Origin of the sequence: Janthinobacterium sp. 61 (assembly GCF_002846335.1) — a bacterium.
Classification (GTDB): Bacteria; Pseudomonadota; Gammaproteobacteria; order Burkholderiales; family Burkholderiaceae_D; genus Janthinobacterium.
On record NZ_PJMQ01000001.1, the window covers coordinates 279,982 to 298,882 of the forward strand.

General features: G+C 61.9%; 22 protein-coding genes. 12 read left to right on the plus strand and 10 right to left on the minus strand.

The window, feature by feature from the left end:
- Positions 1-26: 26 nt before the first annotated feature.
- The 5 genes from CLU92_RS01330 (at position 27) to CLU92_RS01350 (ending at position 3,694) form a co-directional block, all read left to right on the plus strand.
- The gene (locus tag CLU92_RS01330) at positions 27-608 is read left to right on the plus strand and encodes a phasin family protein (RefSeq protein ID WP_101480409.1); all 582 of its coding nucleotides are present in this window, start codon (positions 27-29) and stop codon (positions 606-608) included.
- A 138-nt stretch (positions 609-746) separates the two neighbouring features.
- Positions 747-1,418: a TetR/AcrR family transcriptional regulator gene (locus tag CLU92_RS01335; protein WP_101480410.1), complete on the plus strand. Its 672-nt coding sequence runs from the start codon at positions 747-749 to the stop codon at positions 1,416-1,418.
- Positions 1,419-1,459: 41 nt separating this feature from the next.
- Positions 1,460-2,233 carry a hypothetical protein gene (locus CLU92_RS01340; protein WP_101480411.1) on the plus strand — a complete coding sequence of 258 codons (774 nt, stop codon included), beginning with the start codon at positions 1,460-1,462 and terminating at the stop codon, positions 2,231-2,233.
- 11 nt (positions 2,234-2,244) lie between these two features.
- A complete protein-coding gene (locus CLU92_RS01345) occupies positions 2,245-2,790 on the plus strand; it encodes a TIGR00730 family Rossman fold protein (protein WP_166674897.1) in 546 nt (181 codons plus the stop codon).
- A 310-nt stretch (positions 2,791-3,100) separates the two neighbouring features.
- The gene (locus CLU92_RS01350; protein ID WP_101480413.1) at positions 3,101-3,694 is read left to right on the plus strand and encodes a PEP-CTERM sorting domain-containing protein; all 594 of its coding nucleotides are present in this window, start codon (positions 3,101-3,103) and stop codon (positions 3,692-3,694) included.
- 87 nt (positions 3,695-3,781) lie between these two features.
- On the opposite strand, the gene CLU92_RS01355 is transcribed toward CLU92_RS01350, so the two are convergent.
- From CLU92_RS01355 to CLU92_RS01365, 3 genes are all read right to left on the minus strand, one after another.
- Positions 3,782-4,294 carry a YgjP-like metallopeptidase domain-containing protein gene (locus tag CLU92_RS01355; protein WP_096234633.1) on the minus strand — a complete coding sequence of 171 codons (513 nt, stop codon included), beginning with the start codon at positions 4,292-4,294 and terminating at the stop codon, positions 3,782-3,784.
- A 138-nt stretch (positions 4,295-4,432) separates the two neighbouring features.
- A complete protein-coding gene (locus CLU92_RS01360) occupies positions 4,433-4,834 on the minus strand; it encodes a KGG domain-containing protein (RefSeq protein WP_101480414.1) in 402 nt (133 codons plus the stop codon).
- A gap of 47 nt (positions 4,835-4,881) precedes the next feature.
- Positions 4,882-5,373 carry a phasin family protein gene (locus CLU92_RS01365; RefSeq protein ID WP_101480415.1) on the minus strand — a complete coding sequence of 164 codons (492 nt, stop codon included), beginning with the start codon at positions 5,371-5,373 and terminating at the stop codon, positions 4,882-4,884.
- On the opposite strand from CLU92_RS01365, the gene CLU92_RS01370 reads away from it, so the two are divergent.
- The 3 genes from CLU92_RS01370 (at position 5,372) to CLU92_RS01380 (ending at position 7,181) form a co-directional block, all read left to right on the plus strand.
- On the plus strand, positions 5,372-5,554 hold the full coding sequence (locus CLU92_RS01370) for a hypothetical protein (protein ID WP_101480416.1): 183 nt from the start codon (positions 5,372-5,374) through the stop codon (positions 5,552-5,554). The two genes, CLU92_RS01365 and CLU92_RS01370, sit on opposite strands and share 2 nt — an antisense overlap.
- A 164-nt stretch (positions 5,555-5,718) precedes the next feature.
- Positions 5,719-6,588, plus strand: a complete 870-nt coding sequence (gene purU, locus CLU92_RS01375) for a formyltetrahydrofolate deformylase (protein ID WP_101480417.1) — start codon at positions 5,719-5,721, stop codon at positions 6,586-6,588.
- A gap of 50 nt (positions 6,589-6,638) precedes the next feature.
- Positions 6,639-7,181 carry a YaeQ family protein gene (locus CLU92_RS01380; protein WP_034758748.1) on the plus strand — a complete coding sequence of 181 codons (543 nt, stop codon included), beginning with the start codon at positions 6,639-6,641 and terminating at the stop codon, positions 7,179-7,181.
- 60 nt (positions 7,182-7,241) lie between these two features.
- Here CLU92_RS01380 and CLU92_RS01385 read toward each other — a convergent pair whose 3' ends face one another.
- A complete protein-coding gene (locus CLU92_RS01385; RefSeq protein ID WP_101480418.1) occupies positions 7,242-8,030 on the minus strand; it encodes a head GIN domain-containing protein in 789 nt (262 codons plus the stop codon).
- 188 nt (positions 8,031-8,218) lie between these two features.
- Here CLU92_RS01385 and CLU92_RS01390 point away from each other — a divergent pair, with 188 nt between their 5' ends.
- Positions 8,219-8,854, plus strand: coding sequence for an SAM-dependent methyltransferase (locus CLU92_RS01390; protein WP_046682538.1), 636 nt, complete (start codon positions 8,219-8,221; stop codon positions 8,852-8,854).
- 53 nt (positions 8,855-8,907) lie between these two features.
- Here CLU92_RS01390 and CLU92_RS01395 read toward each other — a convergent pair whose 3' ends face one another.
- Together CLU92_RS01395 and CLU92_RS01400 are read right to left on the minus strand one after the other, a co-directional pair.
- A complete protein-coding gene (locus CLU92_RS01395; protein ID WP_101480419.1) occupies positions 8,908-10,182 on the minus strand; it encodes a cytochrome c in 1,275 nt (424 codons plus the stop codon).
- Positions 10,179-10,907, minus strand: a complete 729-nt coding sequence (locus tag CLU92_RS01400; RefSeq protein WP_101480420.1) for a c-type cytochrome — start codon at positions 10,905-10,907, stop codon at positions 10,179-10,181. The genes CLU92_RS01395 and CLU92_RS01400 overlap by 4 nt, the downstream gene beginning before the upstream one ends.
- Before the next feature lie 150 nt (positions 10,908-11,057).
- On the opposite strand from CLU92_RS01400, the gene CLU92_RS01405 reads away from it, so the two are divergent.
- Together CLU92_RS01405 and CLU92_RS01410 are read left to right on the plus strand one after the other, a co-directional pair.
- Positions 11,058-12,470, plus strand: coding sequence for a PLP-dependent aminotransferase family protein (locus CLU92_RS01405; protein WP_101480421.1), 1,413 nt, complete (start codon positions 11,058-11,060; stop codon positions 12,468-12,470).
- Positions 12,471-12,570: 100 nt separating this feature from the next.
- Positions 12,571-12,918, plus strand: a complete 348-nt coding sequence (locus tag CLU92_RS01410; protein ID WP_208327750.1) for a DUF4870 domain-containing protein — start codon at positions 12,571-12,573, stop codon at positions 12,916-12,918.
- 21 nt (positions 12,919-12,939) lie between these two features.
- Here the strand turns inward: CLU92_RS01410 and CLU92_RS01415 are convergent, their stop codons facing one another.
- From CLU92_RS01415 to CLU92_RS01425, 3 genes are read right to left on the minus strand one after another with little or no spacing between them, the layout of a single operon-like run.
- The gene (locus CLU92_RS01415; protein ID WP_101480422.1) at positions 12,940-13,365 is read right to left on the minus strand and encodes an SMI1/KNR4 family protein; all 426 of its coding nucleotides are present in this window, start codon (positions 13,363-13,365) and stop codon (positions 12,940-12,942) included.
- Positions 13,366-13,386: 21 nt separating this feature from the next.
- Entirely contained in the window at positions 13,387-14,028 is a 642-nt protein-coding gene (locus CLU92_RS01420) for a 3'-5' exonuclease (RefSeq protein WP_101480423.1), read from the minus strand.
- A 9-nt stretch (positions 14,029-14,037) separates the two neighbouring features.
- A complete protein-coding gene (locus CLU92_RS01425) occupies positions 14,038-14,547 on the minus strand; it encodes a ProQ/FINO family protein (RefSeq protein ID WP_070224995.1) in 510 nt (169 codons plus the stop codon).
- Between the two features lie 567 nt (positions 14,548-15,114).
- Between CLU92_RS01425 and rpoD the strand changes: the two genes are divergently transcribed.
- Positions 15,115-17,664 carry an RNA polymerase sigma factor RpoD gene (rpoD, locus tag CLU92_RS01430; protein ID WP_101480424.1) on the plus strand — a complete coding sequence of 850 codons (2,550 nt, stop codon included), beginning with the start codon at positions 15,115-15,117 and terminating at the stop codon, positions 17,662-17,664.
- Positions 17,665-17,728: 64 nt separating this feature from the next.
- On the opposite strand, the gene CLU92_RS01435 is transcribed toward rpoD, so the two are convergent.
- Positions 17,729-18,868: an HAF repeat-containing protein gene (locus CLU92_RS01435; RefSeq protein WP_101480425.1), complete on the minus strand. Its 1,140-nt coding sequence runs from the start codon at positions 18,866-18,868 to the stop codon at positions 17,729-17,731.
- Positions 18,869-18,901 lie beyond the last annotated feature (33 nt).

An 18,901-nucleotide genomic window follows, 5' to 3' on the forward strand; every position in this document is an offset into this window, starting at 1 on the left:
GGCCTTTCATATGACGGGAGCGGGCGATGGTGAAGAAATTGAAGGAGTTGACGGAAGACAAGGAATTAGCGAGCGCCGTGCGCGCGTCCGCGCAGCAGATCTGGCAAGCGGGCCTCGGTGCCTTCGCCAAGGCGCAGGAAGAGGGCGGGCGCGTGTTTTCCAAGCTGGTGAAGGACGGCACGGAATTCCAGAAGCGCGCCGAAGACAAGGTGGCCGATGTCAGCGACAGCGTCAGCAAACTGGCCGATGGCGTGGGCAAGCAGGCCAGCGGCTCCTGGGACAAGCTGGAACAGGTATTTGAAGAGCGCGTGGCGCGTGCCCTGGCCACCATCGGCGTGCCCATGCAAAACGATATCGCCGCGCTGCATGCCAAGATCGATGCCTTGAGCCTGCAGGTGGCAGCGCTGTCCGGCAAGGCTGCGCCGGCGCCCAAGCCGAAGGCTGTGGCCAAGCCCGCCGTGAAAGCGGCGCCGAAAGCAGCACCGAAGGCGGCCGTCGCCAAGGCCCCGGCCAAGCCGGCAGCCAGGGCCGCGCCGCGCGCCGCAGCCCAGCCAGTGAGCAAGCCTGCTGCGAGAGCGGCGGCGAAGAAAAAAGCGCCGCCAGCCTGAGCCGGCGCAGCATTCCTCCAGCCTGCTCGCGCAGGCTTTTTTTTGCCCGGACTTTTCGCCGGCGCCGTGGGGCGGCGTGTTTCATTACGGCTATCTAAGGTGGTATGCTTGAGGCAGAACACTGAGAGATTGCCCGCCATGCTACAAAAAGCACCACGCCGTACCCGCGAACGCATCCTGGAGTTGTCGCTACGCCTGTTCAATGAGTTTGGTGAGCCGAATATCACGACGACCGTGATTGCGGAAGAGATGAATATTTCGCCGGGAAACCTGTATTACCACTTCCGTAACAAGGACGACATCGTCAATTCGATCTTCGTCCAGTTCGAGGCGGAAATCGAACGCATCCTGACCGTGCCTGACGGGCGCCGCTCGAATATCGAGGATGTCTGGCTGTATTTGCACCTGATGTTCGAACTGATCTGGCGCTACCGCTTTTTCTATCGCGACCTCAATGATTTGCTGTCGCGCAACCGCAAGCTGGAACTGCACTTCAAGCTGATCCTGGCGCACAAGATCAAGGTGGCCACGCAGCTGTGCGAAGATTTGCGCAGCGAACAGTCCCTGGAGGCGTCGGACATGGAAGTCGCTGCCATGGCGACGAATATGGTGGTCGTTGCCACCTACTGGCTGTCGTACGAGTATGTGCGCAACCCGCGCAAGTACAGCGAGCAGCAATCGATGTCCGATGCGCTGGCGCGCGGCTGCTACCAGGTGCTGTCCCTGATCGGGCCGTATTTGCGCAATGAAACGCATTTGCTGTTTCGCAAACTGTCGGAAGAGTATGTGACCAAACTCAAGAAAGACTGACACGGTCGCTGGCGGCAAGTGCTTATTTACAGGAGAAATGTATGGCTTGGAAACAATTCCCCTATCCGGGCGAAGCATATGTCTACACGCCGCAAACCCTGGAGGCAGCCTGGGCGCGCCTGCATGCGGGCGACGTGGAACCGTTTCCCACGCACGCGGCGCTGGTGCAGGCCTGGCTGGCCTTCCACGCGGGCGACTTCGAGCGCGCCGTGAAGCTGGGCCTGGCCGTCGGCGTGCCCGGCTATGCGGTGGCGCACAAGGCGACCTGTATTTATGCCACGCACCTGGAGGTGAACGACAGCCAGAAACTCGACATGTACGAAGAAGTGGCCGAGCGCTGCGAGCGCCAGCAGAGCGAGCAGCCGGACAATCCGGCCGGCTACTACTGGCATGCCTACAGCCTGGGCCGCTACGCGCTGGGTACGTCCGTCGTCAAGGCCCTGGCGCAGGGCATGGGGGCGCGCGTGCGCAACAGCCTGGACCGCACGATGACCATGGCGCCCATGCATGCGGAAGCGCATATCGCGTTTGGGATATATCATGCGGAAATTATCGACAAGGTCGGCGCCATGATAGGCGGCCTGACCTACGGCGCCAACAAGGAAGATGGCTATCAGCACTTCAAGACGGCGCTGGCCCTGACGCCGTATTCGGCGCTGGCGCACAGCGAGTACGCGCGGGCCTTGAACATGCTCGACGGAAAGAAAAAGCTGGCGGAAGCGCTGGCCCTGTATGAAAAGGCGGCCGAGTGTGTGGCCCTGGACGCCAAGGAACGCCTCGAGGTCGAGGCGGCGATCGATGAACTGAAAGGGTAGGAAATACTGTGATCAAGGCTTTATGTGTGTACTGTGGCGCTAACGCGGGTGTCTCGCCCGACTATGCGGTGGCGGCGCGCGAACTGGCGCGCGTGCTGGTGGCGGAAAATATCTCACTGGTGTATGGCGGCGGCAAGGTCGGCCTGATGGGCGTGATCGCCGATGAAGTGCTGCGCCTCGGTGGCGAGGTGACGGGCGTGATTCCCACCCAGCTGGTTGAACGCGAAGTGGGCCACACGGGCTTGACGCGTCAGTTCATCGTGAAGGACATGCATGAACGCAAGGCGATGATGGCCAGCCTGTCCGATGCCTTCATCGCCATGCCCGGCGGCTATGGCACCCTGGAAGAGCTGTTCGAGATGCTCACGTGGGCCCAGCTGGGCTTGCATGCCAAGCCCATCGGCCTGCTCAATGTTGACCGTTTCTATGATGGCCTGATTGCTTTCGTGGAAAACGGCAGGGAACAGGGCTTCATCCGCCCGCAGCACGCGGCTTTCCTCAACGCCGATGCCGATCCTGCCGCGCTGGTGCAGCGCCTGAAGGACTGCGCGCCCTAGCGTCGTCGATGCCTTGCGATACAGCCATGCCTTGGAAAGTGCATGGCTTTTTTGTTTCCGCACGGGAAAATTGATCGCGCTCAACATTCCAATTAATAAAAATATATCTAAAATATTTCCTTCGAGGCATGTTTTTTTGAAAATGAAGATGCTTTTTATGCATGGATGTGGTCTACTGGCATGGTTCAAAAGTTAGGAATATCGGACACCGACGAGTGTTGTACGGACTCCCAAAAAAAGGTGCCGATCCGTTTCCAGTTGCCGCAACCATGCTACTTCATCATCTCGAAAGGATGCTATTTTGAAACCAATGACCCTCTTGCGCGCGACTGCTGTCGCTGCCCTTCTCGCCGCTGGCGGCGCCCACGCGCAAACCACTACCATCGGCTTCGATGCGCTGGAACAGGCCGGCATCCTCGGTTCCCTTTTCCCCTCCTACTCGGAAGGCGGCTACGATTTCAACAGCAGCTTCCTGGGTCTGTTGAGTTCTGCGCATCAGAGCAGCTTGGCCTACGCGGGCTCGGCCGGCCTGAGCGCCACGCTGCTGTCGACGACAACCTTGAGCCGTACCGACGGTGCTGCATTCTCGCTCAGCTCGATCAGCCTGGCTGACTTCGTGAGCCTGCCCGGTTCCTACGACGTGACCTTTGTCGGCCATCAGGTGGGCGGCGGCACGGTGACCCAGACCTTCAGTCTCGATGGCAGCCATACTTTCAGCGATTACACGTTCACGGGCTTCGACAATCTGGTGTCGGCATCGTGGAAGGAAGGCGCCTTGCACACCTTCCAGGTCGATAATATCGCCGCCAGTGTGAGCGCCGTGCCCGAACCGGCCACGTATGGCATGCTGCTGGGCGGCCTGGGCCTGCTGGCCTTCCTGCGCCGCCGCAAGAACGCCGCCTGAGCCTGAATTAGCGCCGACCCTGCCGGCGCACACGAAAAAAAGCCGCCTTTTACCAGGCGGCTTTTTCACGCCGGTCGACACCGGCCGTCACGACCACAGGCGCTGGCCCGACAGGTCGAGCTGGGTCAGGTACAGGCGCACGTCGAATTCGTACTGGTGGTACTGCGGTTCCATGTACGCACACAGCTTGTAGAAGGCCTTGTCATGTTGCTTTTCTTTTACATGCGCCAGTTCGTGCACGGCGATCATGCGCAGGAATTCCAGCGGCACTTCCTTGAACATGGTGGCCACGCGGATTTCATGCTTGGCCTTGAGCTTGCCGCCCTGCACGCGCGAGATCGAGGTATGCAAGCCCAGCGCATGCTGGATCACGTGGATCTTGCTGTCGAACGCCACCTTGTTAATGGGCTCGGCGTTGCGCAGGAATTCATTCTTCAAGTCTTGCACGTACTGGTACAACGCCTTGTCGTTGCGCACATCGTGCGCATTCGGGTAGCGTTTTAACAGGACTTCGCCCAGCTTGTCTTGCGCGATCAGTTGCTGCACTTGCGCTTGCGTTTGTTCGGAATAGGCGCTCAGGTATTTCAGGGATGGCTGCATGCGGGGAAGGGCGGGGTGGCGGGGAAGGCGAGAATGTACCATACCGCCGCCCCCCGCGCTGCGCCGGCCCCGGCATGGGGCCGCCAGCGCCGCCCCGTGCCGTCCTCAAGCCGTGCGTGGCAGGTCAGCCAGTCAGCACTAGCCCTGGCCCTTGTCGTCCTCGTCTTTGCTGCCTTGCCGGCTCGCCTTGGCTTGCTGCTCGGCGCTGCCGCTGCCTGCCGTGCTGCTGCTGCGGCTTTCATTGGCGCGCTGGGCCGATTGTCGGCTTTCGCCACCCTTGCGGCCGATTTCCGCCATGTGTACACGGTTGCGGCTGACGGCTTCACCGCCTTTCTGCCCGGCCCGGCGCGCCTCTTCCGAGTCGAATTCATGCGCCGTGCCCTTTTGATGGGCTGCCTGACCGCCCTTGCTGGCAATTTCGCGTTGCTGCTGCTCGTTCATGGCGGCGAAGCCGCGCTTGATCGTTCCTTTGGCGTTGCCCGATTCCTTGGTTTTCTGGCTGCTGCCAGCGCCGTTGCCCTGCTCATTACTGTTAGCCATGTCGCTCTCCTTGCTGTCGGGTGGGGTCTGGTGTTCAATTCAAGTGTTCAATGCACCTGATCGGATTGCCTGCTGGTATCGCCGCTGTGGCCCGCGCCATCGCGGTGCTCCATGTCGCGCTGGCGCTGCGTGGCCTTTTCCGTTTCTGCCGCTGTCTTGCGCGCCACTTCGTCAGCAAAGGCCACGGCTGTGCGGCTCGCTTCGGGCAGGTGATACTGTGCCGTTTGGTTCATCTCGACATTGGCACTGGCGACGAGATTGCCGAGTCGCTGCTGGTATTGGCGCAGCTTGTTGCTGCCCGGCTGGAATTGGGCAGCGGCCAGCGACATGAACTCGCCCGTGTCGCGCGCGCACAGCAGTTGCTGGCTGGCGCTGATCCACTCCTGCAGCAGGTCTTGCGCCAGCCGCAGATGGAGCTCGCTCAGTTGCTGCGCCGTATCGAACAGCTTGCGCGATAGGTCTGTGGCGAAGTTGCACTGGGCCTCCAGATGGGACTTCAGGGCGGGGATGGGACTTGGGGGGAGACTGTTTGTGGACATGTTCTACCTCAATGAAAAGCTGATCCAGGAAACACCCGGCGCACCGGATGCGACGTATGCGGAGACAAGCAAAGAGATAGACGCCGAATGGCGTGCCAGGTTCCACGCCGGATGCCCGTTTAGCCCGAAAATGGCAGCTGGCAGGTGGAAAATCGCGATGACTTTGTGCCAGATCAAATGAACGACAATCGGCTTGCCAGCGCTGGCAGTCATGCTGCTTGTGTGGAAAATGCTGGCTTACAGGCCCTGCCGTGCGACAATAGCCCGCTCGCGGCAGCGCAGCCGATGGCCGGCGCGCGTGGCTGAGCCGAGCATAGACCACCTTTTTTGCCTTATTCCGCGACCATGACGCATCCCGAATACATCCTGACCCTGTCCTGCCTGGACCAGCGCGGCATCGTGCACCGCGTATCCGGCTTCCTGGCCGAACACGGCTGCAACATCATCGATTCCGCCCAGTTCGGCGACCAGGAGTCCCAGCTGTTCTTCATGCGCGTGCATTTCGCGCTCGAAGACGGCGCCGTCAGCGACGCCCAGTTGCGCAGCGACTTCGCCGACCTGTCGCAAGCCATGCAGCTCAATGGCCAATTACACGATGCGCGCGTCAAGCCGCGCGTCATGCTGATGGTGTCGAAGATCGGTCACTGCCTGAACGATTTGCTGTTCCGCTACAAGAGCGGCTTGCTGAACGTGGAAATCCCCGCCATCGTGTCGAACCACATGGAGTTCTACCAGCTGGCGGCCAGCTACAATATTCCCTTCCACCACCTGCCGCTGGCGGCCGGCGCGCCGGAAGCGGCCAAGCTGGCGCAGGAAGCGAAGATCATCGACTTGATGGACACGCACAAGATCGACCTGGTGGTGCTGGCGCGCTACATGCAGATCCTGTCGCCCGGCCTGTGCCAGGCGCTCGACGGCCGCGCCATCAATATTCACCATTCTTTCCTGCCCAGCTTCAAGGGCGCCAAGCCGTATGCGCAGGCGCACTTGCGCGGCGTCAAGCTGATTGGCGCGACGGCCCATTTCGTCACGGGCGACCTGGATGAAGGCCCGATCATCGAGCAGGATGTCGAGCGCGTCGACCATGCGATGGATGCCGAAACGCTGACGGCCATCGGCCGCGACGTCGAGTGCGTGGTGCTGGCGCGTGCCGTGAAATGGTTCGTCGAACACCGCATCCTGAAAAATGGCGACAAGACGGTAGTGTTCCGCTGATGCCGTCGCCCGTACAATATTGACATCCACTTTACCGAGACAGAAACACGATGGCCCTTAAAGCAACAATTTTCAAAGCCGATCTGCAGATCGCCGACATGGACCGTAACTATTACCAGGATCACGCGCTGACCCTGGCACGCCACCCGTCAGAAACGGACGAGCGCATGATGGTGCGCCTGCTGGCGTTCGCCATCCACGCCGACGAGGCGCTGACTTTCACCAAGGGCTTGTTCGATACGGAAGAACCCGACCTGTGGCAGAAAGACCTGACGGGCGCCATCCAGCTGTGGATTGAAGTGGGCCAGCCCGACGAAAAGCGTATCCTGAAGGCGTGCGGGCGTTCGGAACAAGTGATCGTCTACAGCTATGGCGCAACCAGCCATATCTGGTGGAAGCAAATCGCGAACAAACTGGAACGGGCGAAGAACTTGACCGTAATCAACCTGCCATCCGAGGCGGCGCAAGACATGAGCAAGCTGGCGCAGCGCAACATGCAGTTGCAATGCACGATCCAGGATGGCCAGATCTGGCTGACCGACAGCGTCAACACGGTCTTGATCGACCGCGAACCGGTGAAGCCGGCGCGCTGATTCTGACCGTTAGAAACGCCAAAAGCCCGGAGCGATCCGGGCTTTTGTCATTGCAGGCGCTTACTTCGGTGCACTGCCCAGGCGCTTGATGCTGCTGGAGCGTTGCATGCTGCGGCTGATGCGCGGATCGCCGTAGTAGCTCACCTCGCCCGAGCCGCCTATGCTGATGGTCAAGTCATCCTTGGCCCACACTTCCGCCTCGCCCGAGCCGCCGATGCTTACCTGCACCTCACGCGCGGCCAGGCGGCCTGCCTGGATATTGCCCGAGCCGCCGATCGATGCCGTCAGTTGCTCCGTCTTGCCGCTGGCCTTGAAGTTGCCGCTGCCGCCGATGGCCACGGCCACCTGGCGGCTATCGAGATCGCGCGCGTTGATGGAACCGGAGCCGCCCACGTCGAAGCGCAGATTGTCGGCGCGCAAGCCCGTCGCCGTGATGCTGCCCGAGCCGCCCACGCTGATGCGCTCCACCTGGCGCGCCTGGATGACGATGGTCAGGTTGCTCTGGCGGAAAAACGTATTGCGCCTGGCGGGGCGGATGCGCAGGGTGCCGTTTTCCACCACCGTTTCGATCAGCGGCAGGATATTGTCGTCGGCCTCGATGGTGATGCTGTCCGTGTTGCCAATGCGCAATTCGACCGTGCCCTGCACATTCAGCGCCACGCCATGGAAGCTGCCCACTTCGCGCGTCTGTTTTTGCAGCTTGCCGCTGCCCTGGATACCGTTGCTGGAGATCCAGTCGAGCGGCGACGCCAGCGCCGGCGCCGCCGGGATGGCCAGGGCGCAGACGGCCAGCAGCAGGGCGGCGCCAGCGTGGCGGCGGTGGCGCAGGTGGAAAAGTGGCTGTGTCATTCTTGCTCCCTGTTTTGAATTGGACTGCCTGCATGGTATGCCAGCCGGTGGCGCCTGCGTACCGTGCTGCGACAGACTGCGGCAGCGGCGGCACAGAATGCGGGAGGATGCGACAGGATGGCATGAGGTATCATGCGGGTATTGGACATACGACGACCGGCACGCGCCGGCCACACTACTGGAATTACATGCTGATCATCACCATCAAACAGGGCAAGGAAAAGAGCTTGCTGGGCCAATCGTGGATTTACGCGTCCGCGATTGAAAAAGTCGAAGGCAAGCCGCAGGAAAAAATGAAGCCCGGCTCGACGGCCATCGTGCAAAGCTCGGCCAAGCAGTTCATCGCCCGCGCCGCCTACAATTCGAAGTCGCAGATCCGCGCGCGCATCTGGAGCTTCAAGGAAGACGAACCGGTCGACCACGCGCTGATCAAGCGCAGGGTCAAGGCCGCCATCGAGAAAAAGCTGCCGGCCATCAAGAAGGCGGGCGAGAACCAGCTGTTAACCCTGATCAAGGGCGAAGACGAGGGCTTGCCGGGCCTGGTGGTGCAGCTGTTTGGCGGCGTGCAAGGCTATCTGATCTGCGAATTCAATGCCGGTGGCGTCGATGCGTGGAAAGTGGCCATCGTGCAATCGCTGATGGCGTCCACGGGCTGCGTGAACGTGTATGAGCGTTGCGACGACTTGATGCGCAAGGGCGAAGGCTTGCCCCTGATCGACGGCGCCCTGGCCGGCGAAGAGCCGCCCGATGAAGTCATGCTGACGGACAACGGCGTGCGCTATGCGCTGGATTTGAAGACGGGGCACAAGAGCAAGTTTCGCTGAGAATTGCTGTGGTTCATGAAAAAGCCGGCGCGAGCCGGCTTTTTTCATGCCTGCTACTCCAGCGGCACGCTGCGGTATTTATTGACTTCCAGCGCCGACACCGCCGGCGCGTCATTGCCCCAGGAAGCGCGCAGATACGTCACCACGGCTGCCACCTCGGCGTCATCCATGACGGGGCCGAACGGCGGCATGCCGTAGGGGCGCGGGTTGCCGCTTGTCCCCGGCGCAAAACCGCCGTTGAGCACCAGGCGGATGGCGTTGACGGCCGAGGCCGTCGTCAGCGCGCGGTTGCCGGCCAGCGGCGGGTAGCCGGGCGGCAGGCCCTTGCCGTCGGCCTGGTGGCAGCTTGCGCATTGCGCATCATACAGTTTTGCGCCCAGCGCCAGTTGCTGCCTCGCTTGTTCCGATGTCTCGCGCGGCGCCCGTGGCGCCGCCTGCGCCGGGCCGGGCAAGCTTTTCAGGTACACGGCCATCGCCTGCAGGTCGGTGGTGCCCATGTGTTGCAAGCTTTGCCGCACCACCTCGGCCATGGGGCCGAAGACGGTGGCGCGCGGCGAGACGCCCGTTTGCAGCAATTCCACGATATGCGCCGTGTCCCAGTCACCGAGGCCCGCTTCCGCGTCCGACGTCAGCGAAGGTGCGTACCAGCCCAGCACGGGGATCAGGCCGCCCGACAGGCCGTCGTTGCTGCCGCCCAGGGTGGTGCGGCTGCTATGGCAGGCGCTGCAGTGGCCCAGGCCCTGCACCAGGTAGGCGCCGCGGTTCCATTCCATGCTTTGCGTCGTCAGCGGCTGGTACACGCCCGGCTTGAAGTACAGCGCGCGCCAGGCGGCCAGCGCGATTTGCTGGTTGTAGGGGAAGCGCAGCGCGTGCGGCGCGTTTGCCTGCCTGTGCGGCGGCACGCTCTGAAAGTACGCGTACAGGGCGTCGCTATCTTCGCGCCGCACCTTGGTGTAGCTGGTGTAGGGAAAGGCCGGGTACAGCAAACGGCCATCTTTCGACTTGCCGTTGTGGATGGCGCGCCAGAAATCGTCGGCCGTCCAGCTGCCGATGCCCGTTTCCCTGTCGGCCGTGATGTTGGGCGAGAGCACTTTGCCGAACGGCGTCTGCAAGGCCCGTCCGCCAGCGTACGGCACGCCGCCCCGTGTCGTGTGGCATGCCATGCAGTCGCCCGCCTTGGCCAGGTAGGCGCCGCGCGCGACCAGCTGCTGCTGGCTGAGGGTGCTGGCAGCGGCGGGCGGGCCGATGTCGTCATCCGGGTACAGCAGGAATTTGGCGCTGCCGCCAGCGATTAGCACCAGGCCGGCCGCGATCATCCATTTTTTCATGGCGCCACCTGCGCGCCGGAGCCCGGCACGCCGCCGCAGTGCAGGGGCAAGGGCAGGGCAATGCTGCTGGCGGGACGCGCATCGGCGCTGGCCACCTGCGTGCCGAGCCAGGCCGAGACGGCCCCCACGTCCGCGTCCGACAGGCGCTGCGCGACTTGCGCCATGCAGTCGGGCGCATGGGCGCGGCGGATGCCGTTCTTCCAGGCGCCCAGCTGGGCGTTGATGTAGTCGCGCGGCAAGCCCAGCAAGCCGGGAATGGCAGGCGCCACGCCAGCCAGTTGCTGGCCATGGCAGGCGATGCAGGCCGGGATTTTTTTCGCGCTATCACCTAGCAGCACCAGTTGCTTGCCCCGCGCCAGGGCCGTCGTGCCGGCGCTGCTGGGCTGGGCCGGCGGCGGGGCAGGGTGCTGCGCCGCAAAATAGTCGGCGATCTCGCGCAGGTAATCGTCCGGCAAGTGCTCGACCATGTAATTCATCATCGGATACTGGCGCCTTCCCTCGCGGAAATTGAGCAGCTGGTTGTACAGGTAGCCGGCCGGCTTGCCGGCGATGCGGGGGAAAAAGGCGTCATGGCGCTCTTTTTGCGCATGACAGGCCGTGCAGGCCTTGATGCGCTGTTCCAGGCTGTCGTGGCCCGCTGGCAGGGTGGCCGGTGCGGCCTCCGCCATGCGGGGCAAGGTGCTGGCCAGGACCAGCACCAGCACGAGGGGAGAATGCAGTAGCATGGAAAGTCGCATGGGAAAATAAGCTGTCTCGTCGGTCGGTGATATGCCGGTGTTGCTGCCCGGATGTTGTTACCCTAGCATATACCGGGCACTGTCATTGTGACAGGATCAGTTGTGCAATAAAACTACGGATCAGTTTGAGGAGCAGGGTTGAAACGATATGAGGAATTGGCGGAAGAAATTGCCGCCATGATCAGCACGCAGTTGTTGCTGCCAGGTGATAAATTGCCCTCCGTGCGCCAGCAGCATGCGCGCAGGGGCGTGAGCCCGTCGACGGTGTTCCAGGCGTATTATTTGCTCGAAGCGCGCGGCATGATCGTCTCGCGTCCCCGCTCCGGCTATTACGTGGCGCCGCAGCGCGCCGCGCTGGCGCCAGAGCCGGATAGTTCGCGCCCGCTCGACGCCAGCACCACCGTCGATGTCAGCGACCTCGTCTTCGAGGTGCTGGGCGCCGTCGGTGCGCGCGATATCGTGCCCTTCGGCTCGGCCTTTCCCAGCCCCCATCTGTTCCCGATGGAACGGCTGGCGCGGGCCGTTTCGGCCAGCATGCGCCGCCTCGACCCGTGGAGCACGGTTACGGATTTATCCCTGGGCAATGCAGAATTGCGCCGCCAGATCGCCCTGCGCTATCAGCTTGACGGCGTGCTCGTCTCCAGCGACGACATCGTCATCACGAATGGCGCGCTGGAGGCGCTGAACCTGTGCCTGCAAGCCGTCACGCGGCCCGGCGACACGGTGCTGATCGAGTCACCCAGCTTTTATGCCTGCCTGCAGGCGCTGGAGCGGCTGGAACTCAAGGCCGTCGAGATCGCCACCAGCCCGCGTGACGGCGTCGATCTGGCGGCGCTGGAAGAGTTGTTGCAGCGCCACCAGCCCAAGGCGTGCTGGCTGATGACGAGTTTCCAGAATCCCCTGGGCAGCCTGATGCCGCCGGAAAAGAAGCGCGCGCTGGTGGACCTGCTGGCGCGCCATGGCGTGCCGCTGATCGAAGATGATGTGTATGGCGAGTTGTATTTTGGCAAGCAGCGCCCGGGCCTGACGAAAAGCCATGACAGCGCTGGCCTCGTCATGCATTGCAGTTCGTTCTCCAAGACCCTGGCGCCCGGCTTCCGCCTGGGTTGGGCCGTGGCGGGCCGCTACGCGCGCCAGGTCGAGCGCTTGAAACTGACCACCAGCCTGTCGGCGCCGATCCCGCTACAGATGGCACTGGCCGATTACCTGGCGCAAGGTGGCTACGACCGCCATTTGCGCCAGCTCCGGCTGACGTTGGCGGCACAGCAAAACACCATGCTGCAAGCCATCGCCGTGCATTTTCCGCGCGGCACGCGGGTCACGCGGCCGCAGGGCGGTTATTTTGTCTGGGTGGAAATGCCTGCCGGCGTCGATGCGCTGGCCTTGCACCGCAGCGCGCTGGCGGCAGGCATCAGCATCGCGCCCGGCCCCATTTTTTCCGCCACGCGCGCGTTTCGCCACTGTATCCGCCTCAATTACGGCCACCCGTGGAGTCCGCAGCTGGAAGAGGCCATCGCTACCCTTGGGCGGCTGGCGCTGGCGGCGGCATAGGGGCGCGTGAAAAAAAGTCCCTTGCGCCAGCAAGTGTTTCATTTCAAAAAGAAATATTACTGTTATATTGGTGTATCTATAACTAATGATGGGAATAATAATGGATAACATGCAGCCGGAAGTGGCTCGTACGCAAGATACGACGCTGGCCATCCTGTCCCACGTTGGCGGCCTGTTCACCAGTTGGGTGGCGCCGCTGATCATTTATTTGATCAAGAAAGATGATGCGGATAAATTCTCGGCCGAGAACGCCCGCGAAGCGCTGAATTTCCAGATCACCCTGATCATCTGGTATTTCGCCTGCTTCATCCTGTCGTTCGTGCTGATTGGCCTGTTCCTGTTCTGGGTAGTGGCGCTGGCCAACCTGGTGTGCTCGATCGTCGCGGCAGTCAAAGCCAGCAATGGCATCACTTACCGTTATCCATTGACCTTGCGCCTCGTCAAATAAGGTTGTGCTGGCTGCCGGGTTTCAGCCCGGGCGGCCGGGCAGTGCCAGGAATGCGGCAAAGTCGGGCGCCACCGAGCTGGTGGCGCCTGTTTCGTGCGACCACAGCACGACCACTGCTTCACCGCTCGGCCCCGTTTGCGCATAGTCAAAGCAGTAATAGTCGCCGGTGCCGAACTGGGCAAAGGGCAGCAGCTCACCCGCATCGTTGCCGCCATCCACATTCTCCAGCCATTCCTGCCAGCTTGTGTTGTAGTGGCGTGTTATCGATTCCCAGGTCTTGCGCGCACAGTTCGCGTCGTAGACGGGAAACACGTTCAAGGCGCCCAGCGCGCGGCCATTGTTTTCCAGTAACCATTGCACGTAGGACGCGGGCAGTAGGCGTCCCAGCGTCTGTTCGGCAGCGGTGATCGCTGCCAGGCTGGTGCCGATGGATTTGTTCTTGCTCATGCTGCAGGGCGGCGCGCCGGCTCAGGCGGTAATAGGCGGCGTGGCCGGTGGCGTGCTGGCACGCGGCGCTTTTTGTGGCGCTACCTTGCCACCGTCGGCGATCCAGCGGCGGTACACGCGCAGGGCCACTTGCGCATCGTCGGCGGCATACAGGATCTGCTTTTCCGTCAGGCGCGACGTAGCCCAGTTGGTGGTGGAGATCTTTTTCGACTTCTGCAGGTGCAGGCCGAAGAATTTGGCCACGGCCGTCTTGGCGCCCAGATCGTTGCGCTGGCCGCCGCGCAGGGCGACAGACAGGTCCAGCACTTGCGCTGGAACAATGCCCAGCTTGTTGCGCAGGCGCTTGACGTCGTCGGACAGGCCAAAGCCCACCTTCAGGGTGGTGGTCGATTCGAGGATGGCTTTCAGTTCGGCCAGGGGCGGCGTGGCGCCCACCTGGAACAGGTAGGCAATCTCGTCGGTGGCCAGCTGGATCAGGTGTGGCCCCGTGGAGGACTCGCCCTTGACGAACGTCGGCTTCGATTCCGTATCGAAGCCGATGGCGTCCGCTGCCAGCAGGGCGGCCATGGCTGCCCTGGCGTCGTCACTGGTGCGTACCAGCTTGACATGGTCGAGTGCAATGCCTTGATAGGGGGGCAATGGCGGTGCGGCAGCTGTATCCATGAAACCGGATCAACCTTTGCGCGAGAATTTCGCGGTCAGCTGATTCAGTTTTTCCAGGCGCAAACGGTTCGCTTCTTCGGCGGCAGCCGCGTCGCGCTCGGCTTTCTTGCGCTCGGCTTCCTTCTTGAAGCGCTGCTGCAGTACTTGCGTGGCGTGGTCGCGGTGGGTTTGCGTCACTTCCGCGCCGGCGGTGCCGTCGAGGTCGTAGCGGATCTTGGCTTTTTCCATCACGCGCAGGTAGCGCAGCGAACCCGTGTGGATGCCCAGCGCCGTGCGCATCAGCTTGCGGTCCAGATCTGGCAGGCGCGCCAGGATCTGCTTGTCGATACCGATCGACAAGGGCAGGCAATCGCGGAATGGCGGGAATTGCTCCTGGAACTGCTTCAGCAGGGCGCGCGCGGTCAGGCCGGCAGGTGCCGGCGTGGTTGCTGCGGCCGGTGCCGCCGCTGGGGCTGCATCGACTGGCGTGTCAGGAGTGGTGGCTTGCTGGTCTGGCGTGGAGCTGGTCATCGACATCATTGGTTGGGCTATAAAAGGGGAGCATAGCACGCGCCACAGGCAAGTGCATTGTCTTTTTTGGCAACTTGCACAGAGATAAGCGGGCCCGGACTACAGTGTGCGCAGCGCGAAATGCGGGAAATGTGTATAATGTCGGCTTGCGCTGATGACTGGACCCCGTATTTGACGGTCTGGCTCAGGTGTGCAGGGGATAGGAGCAGTGCGGTGCAGGGCCATCATTATTGATATTTTTGATATCAGATATTTTGCTTATCAATTATCCAGATAACTGGCCTTCGTGCATAATCTTGCTCTCCGCTGTGTCTTCACTGAACAACAATAGATTCAAGCCCGTTCTGGTACGGGCTTTTTTTCATTCCGCAATGTACATCGCTTATTTATCTGATCCGGCTTCGGCCCCGCCGCTCTCGTTGCGGGATGCGCGGGCTTTGAGCGCCCCGATAGACAGGCGCCGCTGCCTTTGACGGCAGCCGCAACAACACGCTCCATCGAGTCCGGTTTCGCAGGCTTAGGTGGAATCATTCACTTCGCGCCGACACCATCTGGTCTCGCATTAAGAGATATCTCATGAAGAATACGCCAAAAACTTTAACGTTGTCCGCCAAGGCGCCACGCCCAGCTGCGGCGCCACTTGCCGTACCCAAAACGACTTTATCTTACTTCATCGATAATGCGCAAGCGAATCCGGAAGCCACCGTCACGACGGCGCCCACCGTCGTCACCGTGGTCAAGAAAAGCCGTTCGCGCCTCGCTGCCGTGCCACCGGCCGAGTTGGCTGCGGAAGCCTCCGTTGCCGTACCGGCCGCCGAGGCCGTTGCCGAGGTCGCCGAAGCCGCAGCAGTCAAAACGCCGAGCGTCAAAGTGGCCCCAGGCGCCAAGGTGGCGCCTGCGCCACGCAAGGTCAGCGAAAGCGCCGCCACGAATAAAGTGGTGACGGCAGCCCGTTCGAAAGTCGTGCGCGCCAAGCCCGAAGCGGCGCCCGTGACCATCATTACCGGCGCGCAAGTGGTCAGCAAGACGACGGACGCCGATGCCCTGGCTGCCATCGATACCTCGAATTACTTCTTGCCGACCGTCAAGGTGCCGGGCCGCCGTGGCCGCAAACCAAGCGAATTCACGCCGGAAAACGATGAAGTGGCAGCACTGAACGCCGTCGAGCGCGCCGAACTGAAGGCCGTGTCGAAAGCGCGCGACCGCAAGGCCAAGGGCGGCCTGGCGGACGCGCTCGGTGATCCGGAAGCCTCGGCAGCGGACCTGGAACGCCGCCGCAAGCAGATCACGGGCTTGATCAATATGGGCAAGGAACGCGGTTTCCTTACCTATGCCGAGATCAATGACCAATTGCCGGAAAACATCATCGATCCGGAAGCGATCGAAGGCATCATCGCCACTTTCAACGACATGGGCATCGCCGTCTACGAGCGCGCCCCTGACGCGGAAAGCTTGTTGTTGACCGACAACGTCGCCACTGTCACCAGCGACGATGAAGTGGAAGCGGCTGCCGCTACCGCCCTGTCGACGGTCGACTCCGACTTCGGCCGCACCACCGACCCCGTGCGCATGTACATGCGTGAAATGGGCGCCGTGGCGCTGCTGACGCGCGAAGGCGAGATCGAGATCGCCAAGCGCATCGAAGGCGGCCTGAAAGACATGATCCAGGCGATTTCCGCCTGCCCCACGACCATCGGCGAAATCGTTGCGCTGTCGCAAAAAATCGCGCGCGACGAAATCAAGGTCGATGAAGTGGTCGATGGCTTCGTGGATTTGAACGAAAGCAATGCCCCGGCGCCTGCCGTTGCCGCCGCACCTGCTGCCGCCAGCGGTGACGACGAGGAAGAGGAAGAAGAAGCCGAGGAAGAAGATGGCGACGCCAATGGCGGCGCGGCCGGTTTCTCCAGCGAACAGTTGGCGCAGCTGAAAAAGAATGCCTTGGAGAAATTCAACGTCATTTCGACGCAGTACGACAAGATGCGCAAGGCGCCCGAGGGTTACAACTCGAAAGCCTACATCAAGGCGCAGGAAGCCATTTCTCAGGAATTGCTGGGCATTCGCTTCACGGCCAAGGTCGTGGAAAAGCTGTGCGACACGCTGCGCGGCCAGATGGAAGAAGTGCGCCACATCGAGCGCGCCGTGCTGGAGCTGTGCGTGAACAAATGCGGCATGCCGCGCGCCCACTTCATCAAGGTATTCCCGGGCAATGAATGCGACCTGGAATGGGTCGACCGCGAAGTCGATTGCAAGTATCCGTACAGCGCCATCCTCAGCCGCAACGTGCCTGCCGTCAAGGAACTGCAAAAGAAGATGATCGACCTGCAAGCGCGCGTGGCCCTGCCATTGGCTGACTTGCGCAAGATCAACAAGCAGATGGCTGCAGGCGAAAAGCGCGCCCGTCACGCGAAACGCGAAATGACGGTCGCCAACTTGCGTCTGGTCATCTCGATCGCCAAGAAATACATCAACCGCGGCTTGCAATTCCTCGATCTGATCCAGGAAGGCAACATCGGTCTGCTGAAGGCGGTCGATAAATTCGAATACCGCCGCGGCTACAAGTTCTCGACCTACGCCACCTGGTGGATCCGCCAGGCCATCACGCGTTCGATCGCCGACATGGCCCGCACCATCCGTGTGCCGGTGCACATGATCGAAACGATCAACAAGATGAACCGCATCTCGCGCCAGATCATGCAGGAAACGGGCAGCGAGCCGGACCTGGCGACCCTGGCCGTCAAGATGGAAATGCCGGAAAACAAGGTGCGCGAGATCATGAAGATCGCCAAGGAGCCAATTTCCATGGAAACGCCGATGGGCGAAGATGGCGATTCGCAACTGGGCGACTTCATCGAAGACAATACCACCCTGGCACCGCTGGACGCCGCGTTGCATGCGTCGATGCGCAACGTGATCAAGGAAGTGCTCGATTCGCTGACGCCGCGCGAAGCGAAAGTGCTGCGCATGCGTTACGGCGTGGAAATGTCGAACGACCATACGCTGGAAGAAGTGGGCAAGCAGTTCGACGTGACGCGCGAGCGTATCCGCCAGATCGAAGCGAAAGCCATGAGCAAGCTGCGCCAGCCTTCGCGTTCGGACAAGCTGAAGACTTTCCTGACGCAAAATTAAGCGTAGGGCAAGCACACAAAAAAGAGGCGCAAGCCTCTTTTTTTACGCCTGTAGCATGCCTTGTCTACATAAAACGCGTGCGCTCTCCCAGCAGGCCCATGCGATAGTTGTGCTGCAATTTGTACAGCACCACGCCGCTGGCGGAGATGAGGATGGTGATGACCAGCCAGTCCAATGGGTTGCTGCGGTGTGGTGCGGGAGCCGCTTGCGATGGCACGGCGAAGGCCTGGAATTTATGCCCCGTATAGATGGCGCCCACCACCAGGCCGGCGTCCGTGATCTTGTTGGTCAGGTACAGGCCATCGTCGCGGCGGCGCACCGTCATCACGCCTTCCTTGTAGACAAAGGTCATCGGTTCAAAGCCGTTGATGTTGACGCTGCCGACGATCTGTCCGGCCGCGTTGACTGCCGTGGCGTAGCTATCGCCCTGGCCGATCATGGCGCCCAGGTCGAGCATGCGCTTGCCATCCCAGGCAAATGCGTGCCAGCGGCGTTTTTCCGTTTCCGAGGCGCCCACGACCAGGCCCGCGTCATTGATGGCGGTGGCCGAGCTGATGCGTCCGCCGGGCAGGGTGCCGATTTCCTGCATGCCCGCGCCGGGACGGTAGACGAAGGCGCGGCGGTAGCCATCGCCCCGCTGCGCCGTGCCCACCACCACGCCATGCCGGTTCAGACCGCTGGCATAGCTGCTGGCACCGCCCAGGGTGCCCAGGTCCTGCAGGCTGTGGTCGGCTTTCGTGACAAAGGCGTGGAAATCGCCGTCGCTGGTATCGGCATAGCCGGCCACCTGGCCGTCGCGCGTGATGGCCGTGGCATAGCTGCTGGTGCCGCCCAAGGTGCCCAGGTCGCGCATGCCGCCCGCTTCTTCAAAGCGGAATGCATGCCAGGCGCCACTGGGCGTTTGTGCCGAGCCCACCACCACGCCATGGGTATTGATGGCCTTGGTGAAACCTTCATTGCCGCCCAGGGTGCCCAGCTCGCGGATGCGGCCATGCTGATACGTCACGGCGCGGCGTCGTCCTTCTGCTTCCATGATGATGCCGGCCACCAGGCCGGCCGGGTTCAGGTCGGACGCGATGCTGCCATTGCCATCTTTTTCACCAAAGCCGTGTTCGGCATAGATGGTGGCGCTGGCAGCGGGGACGGTGGCCAGAAGGAACAGGCCGAGCAGTGTGGCAGGGAGGCAGGGGAACCGTAGCAGCATGATAGTTTCCTCATAGAAAAAACTTACTATACT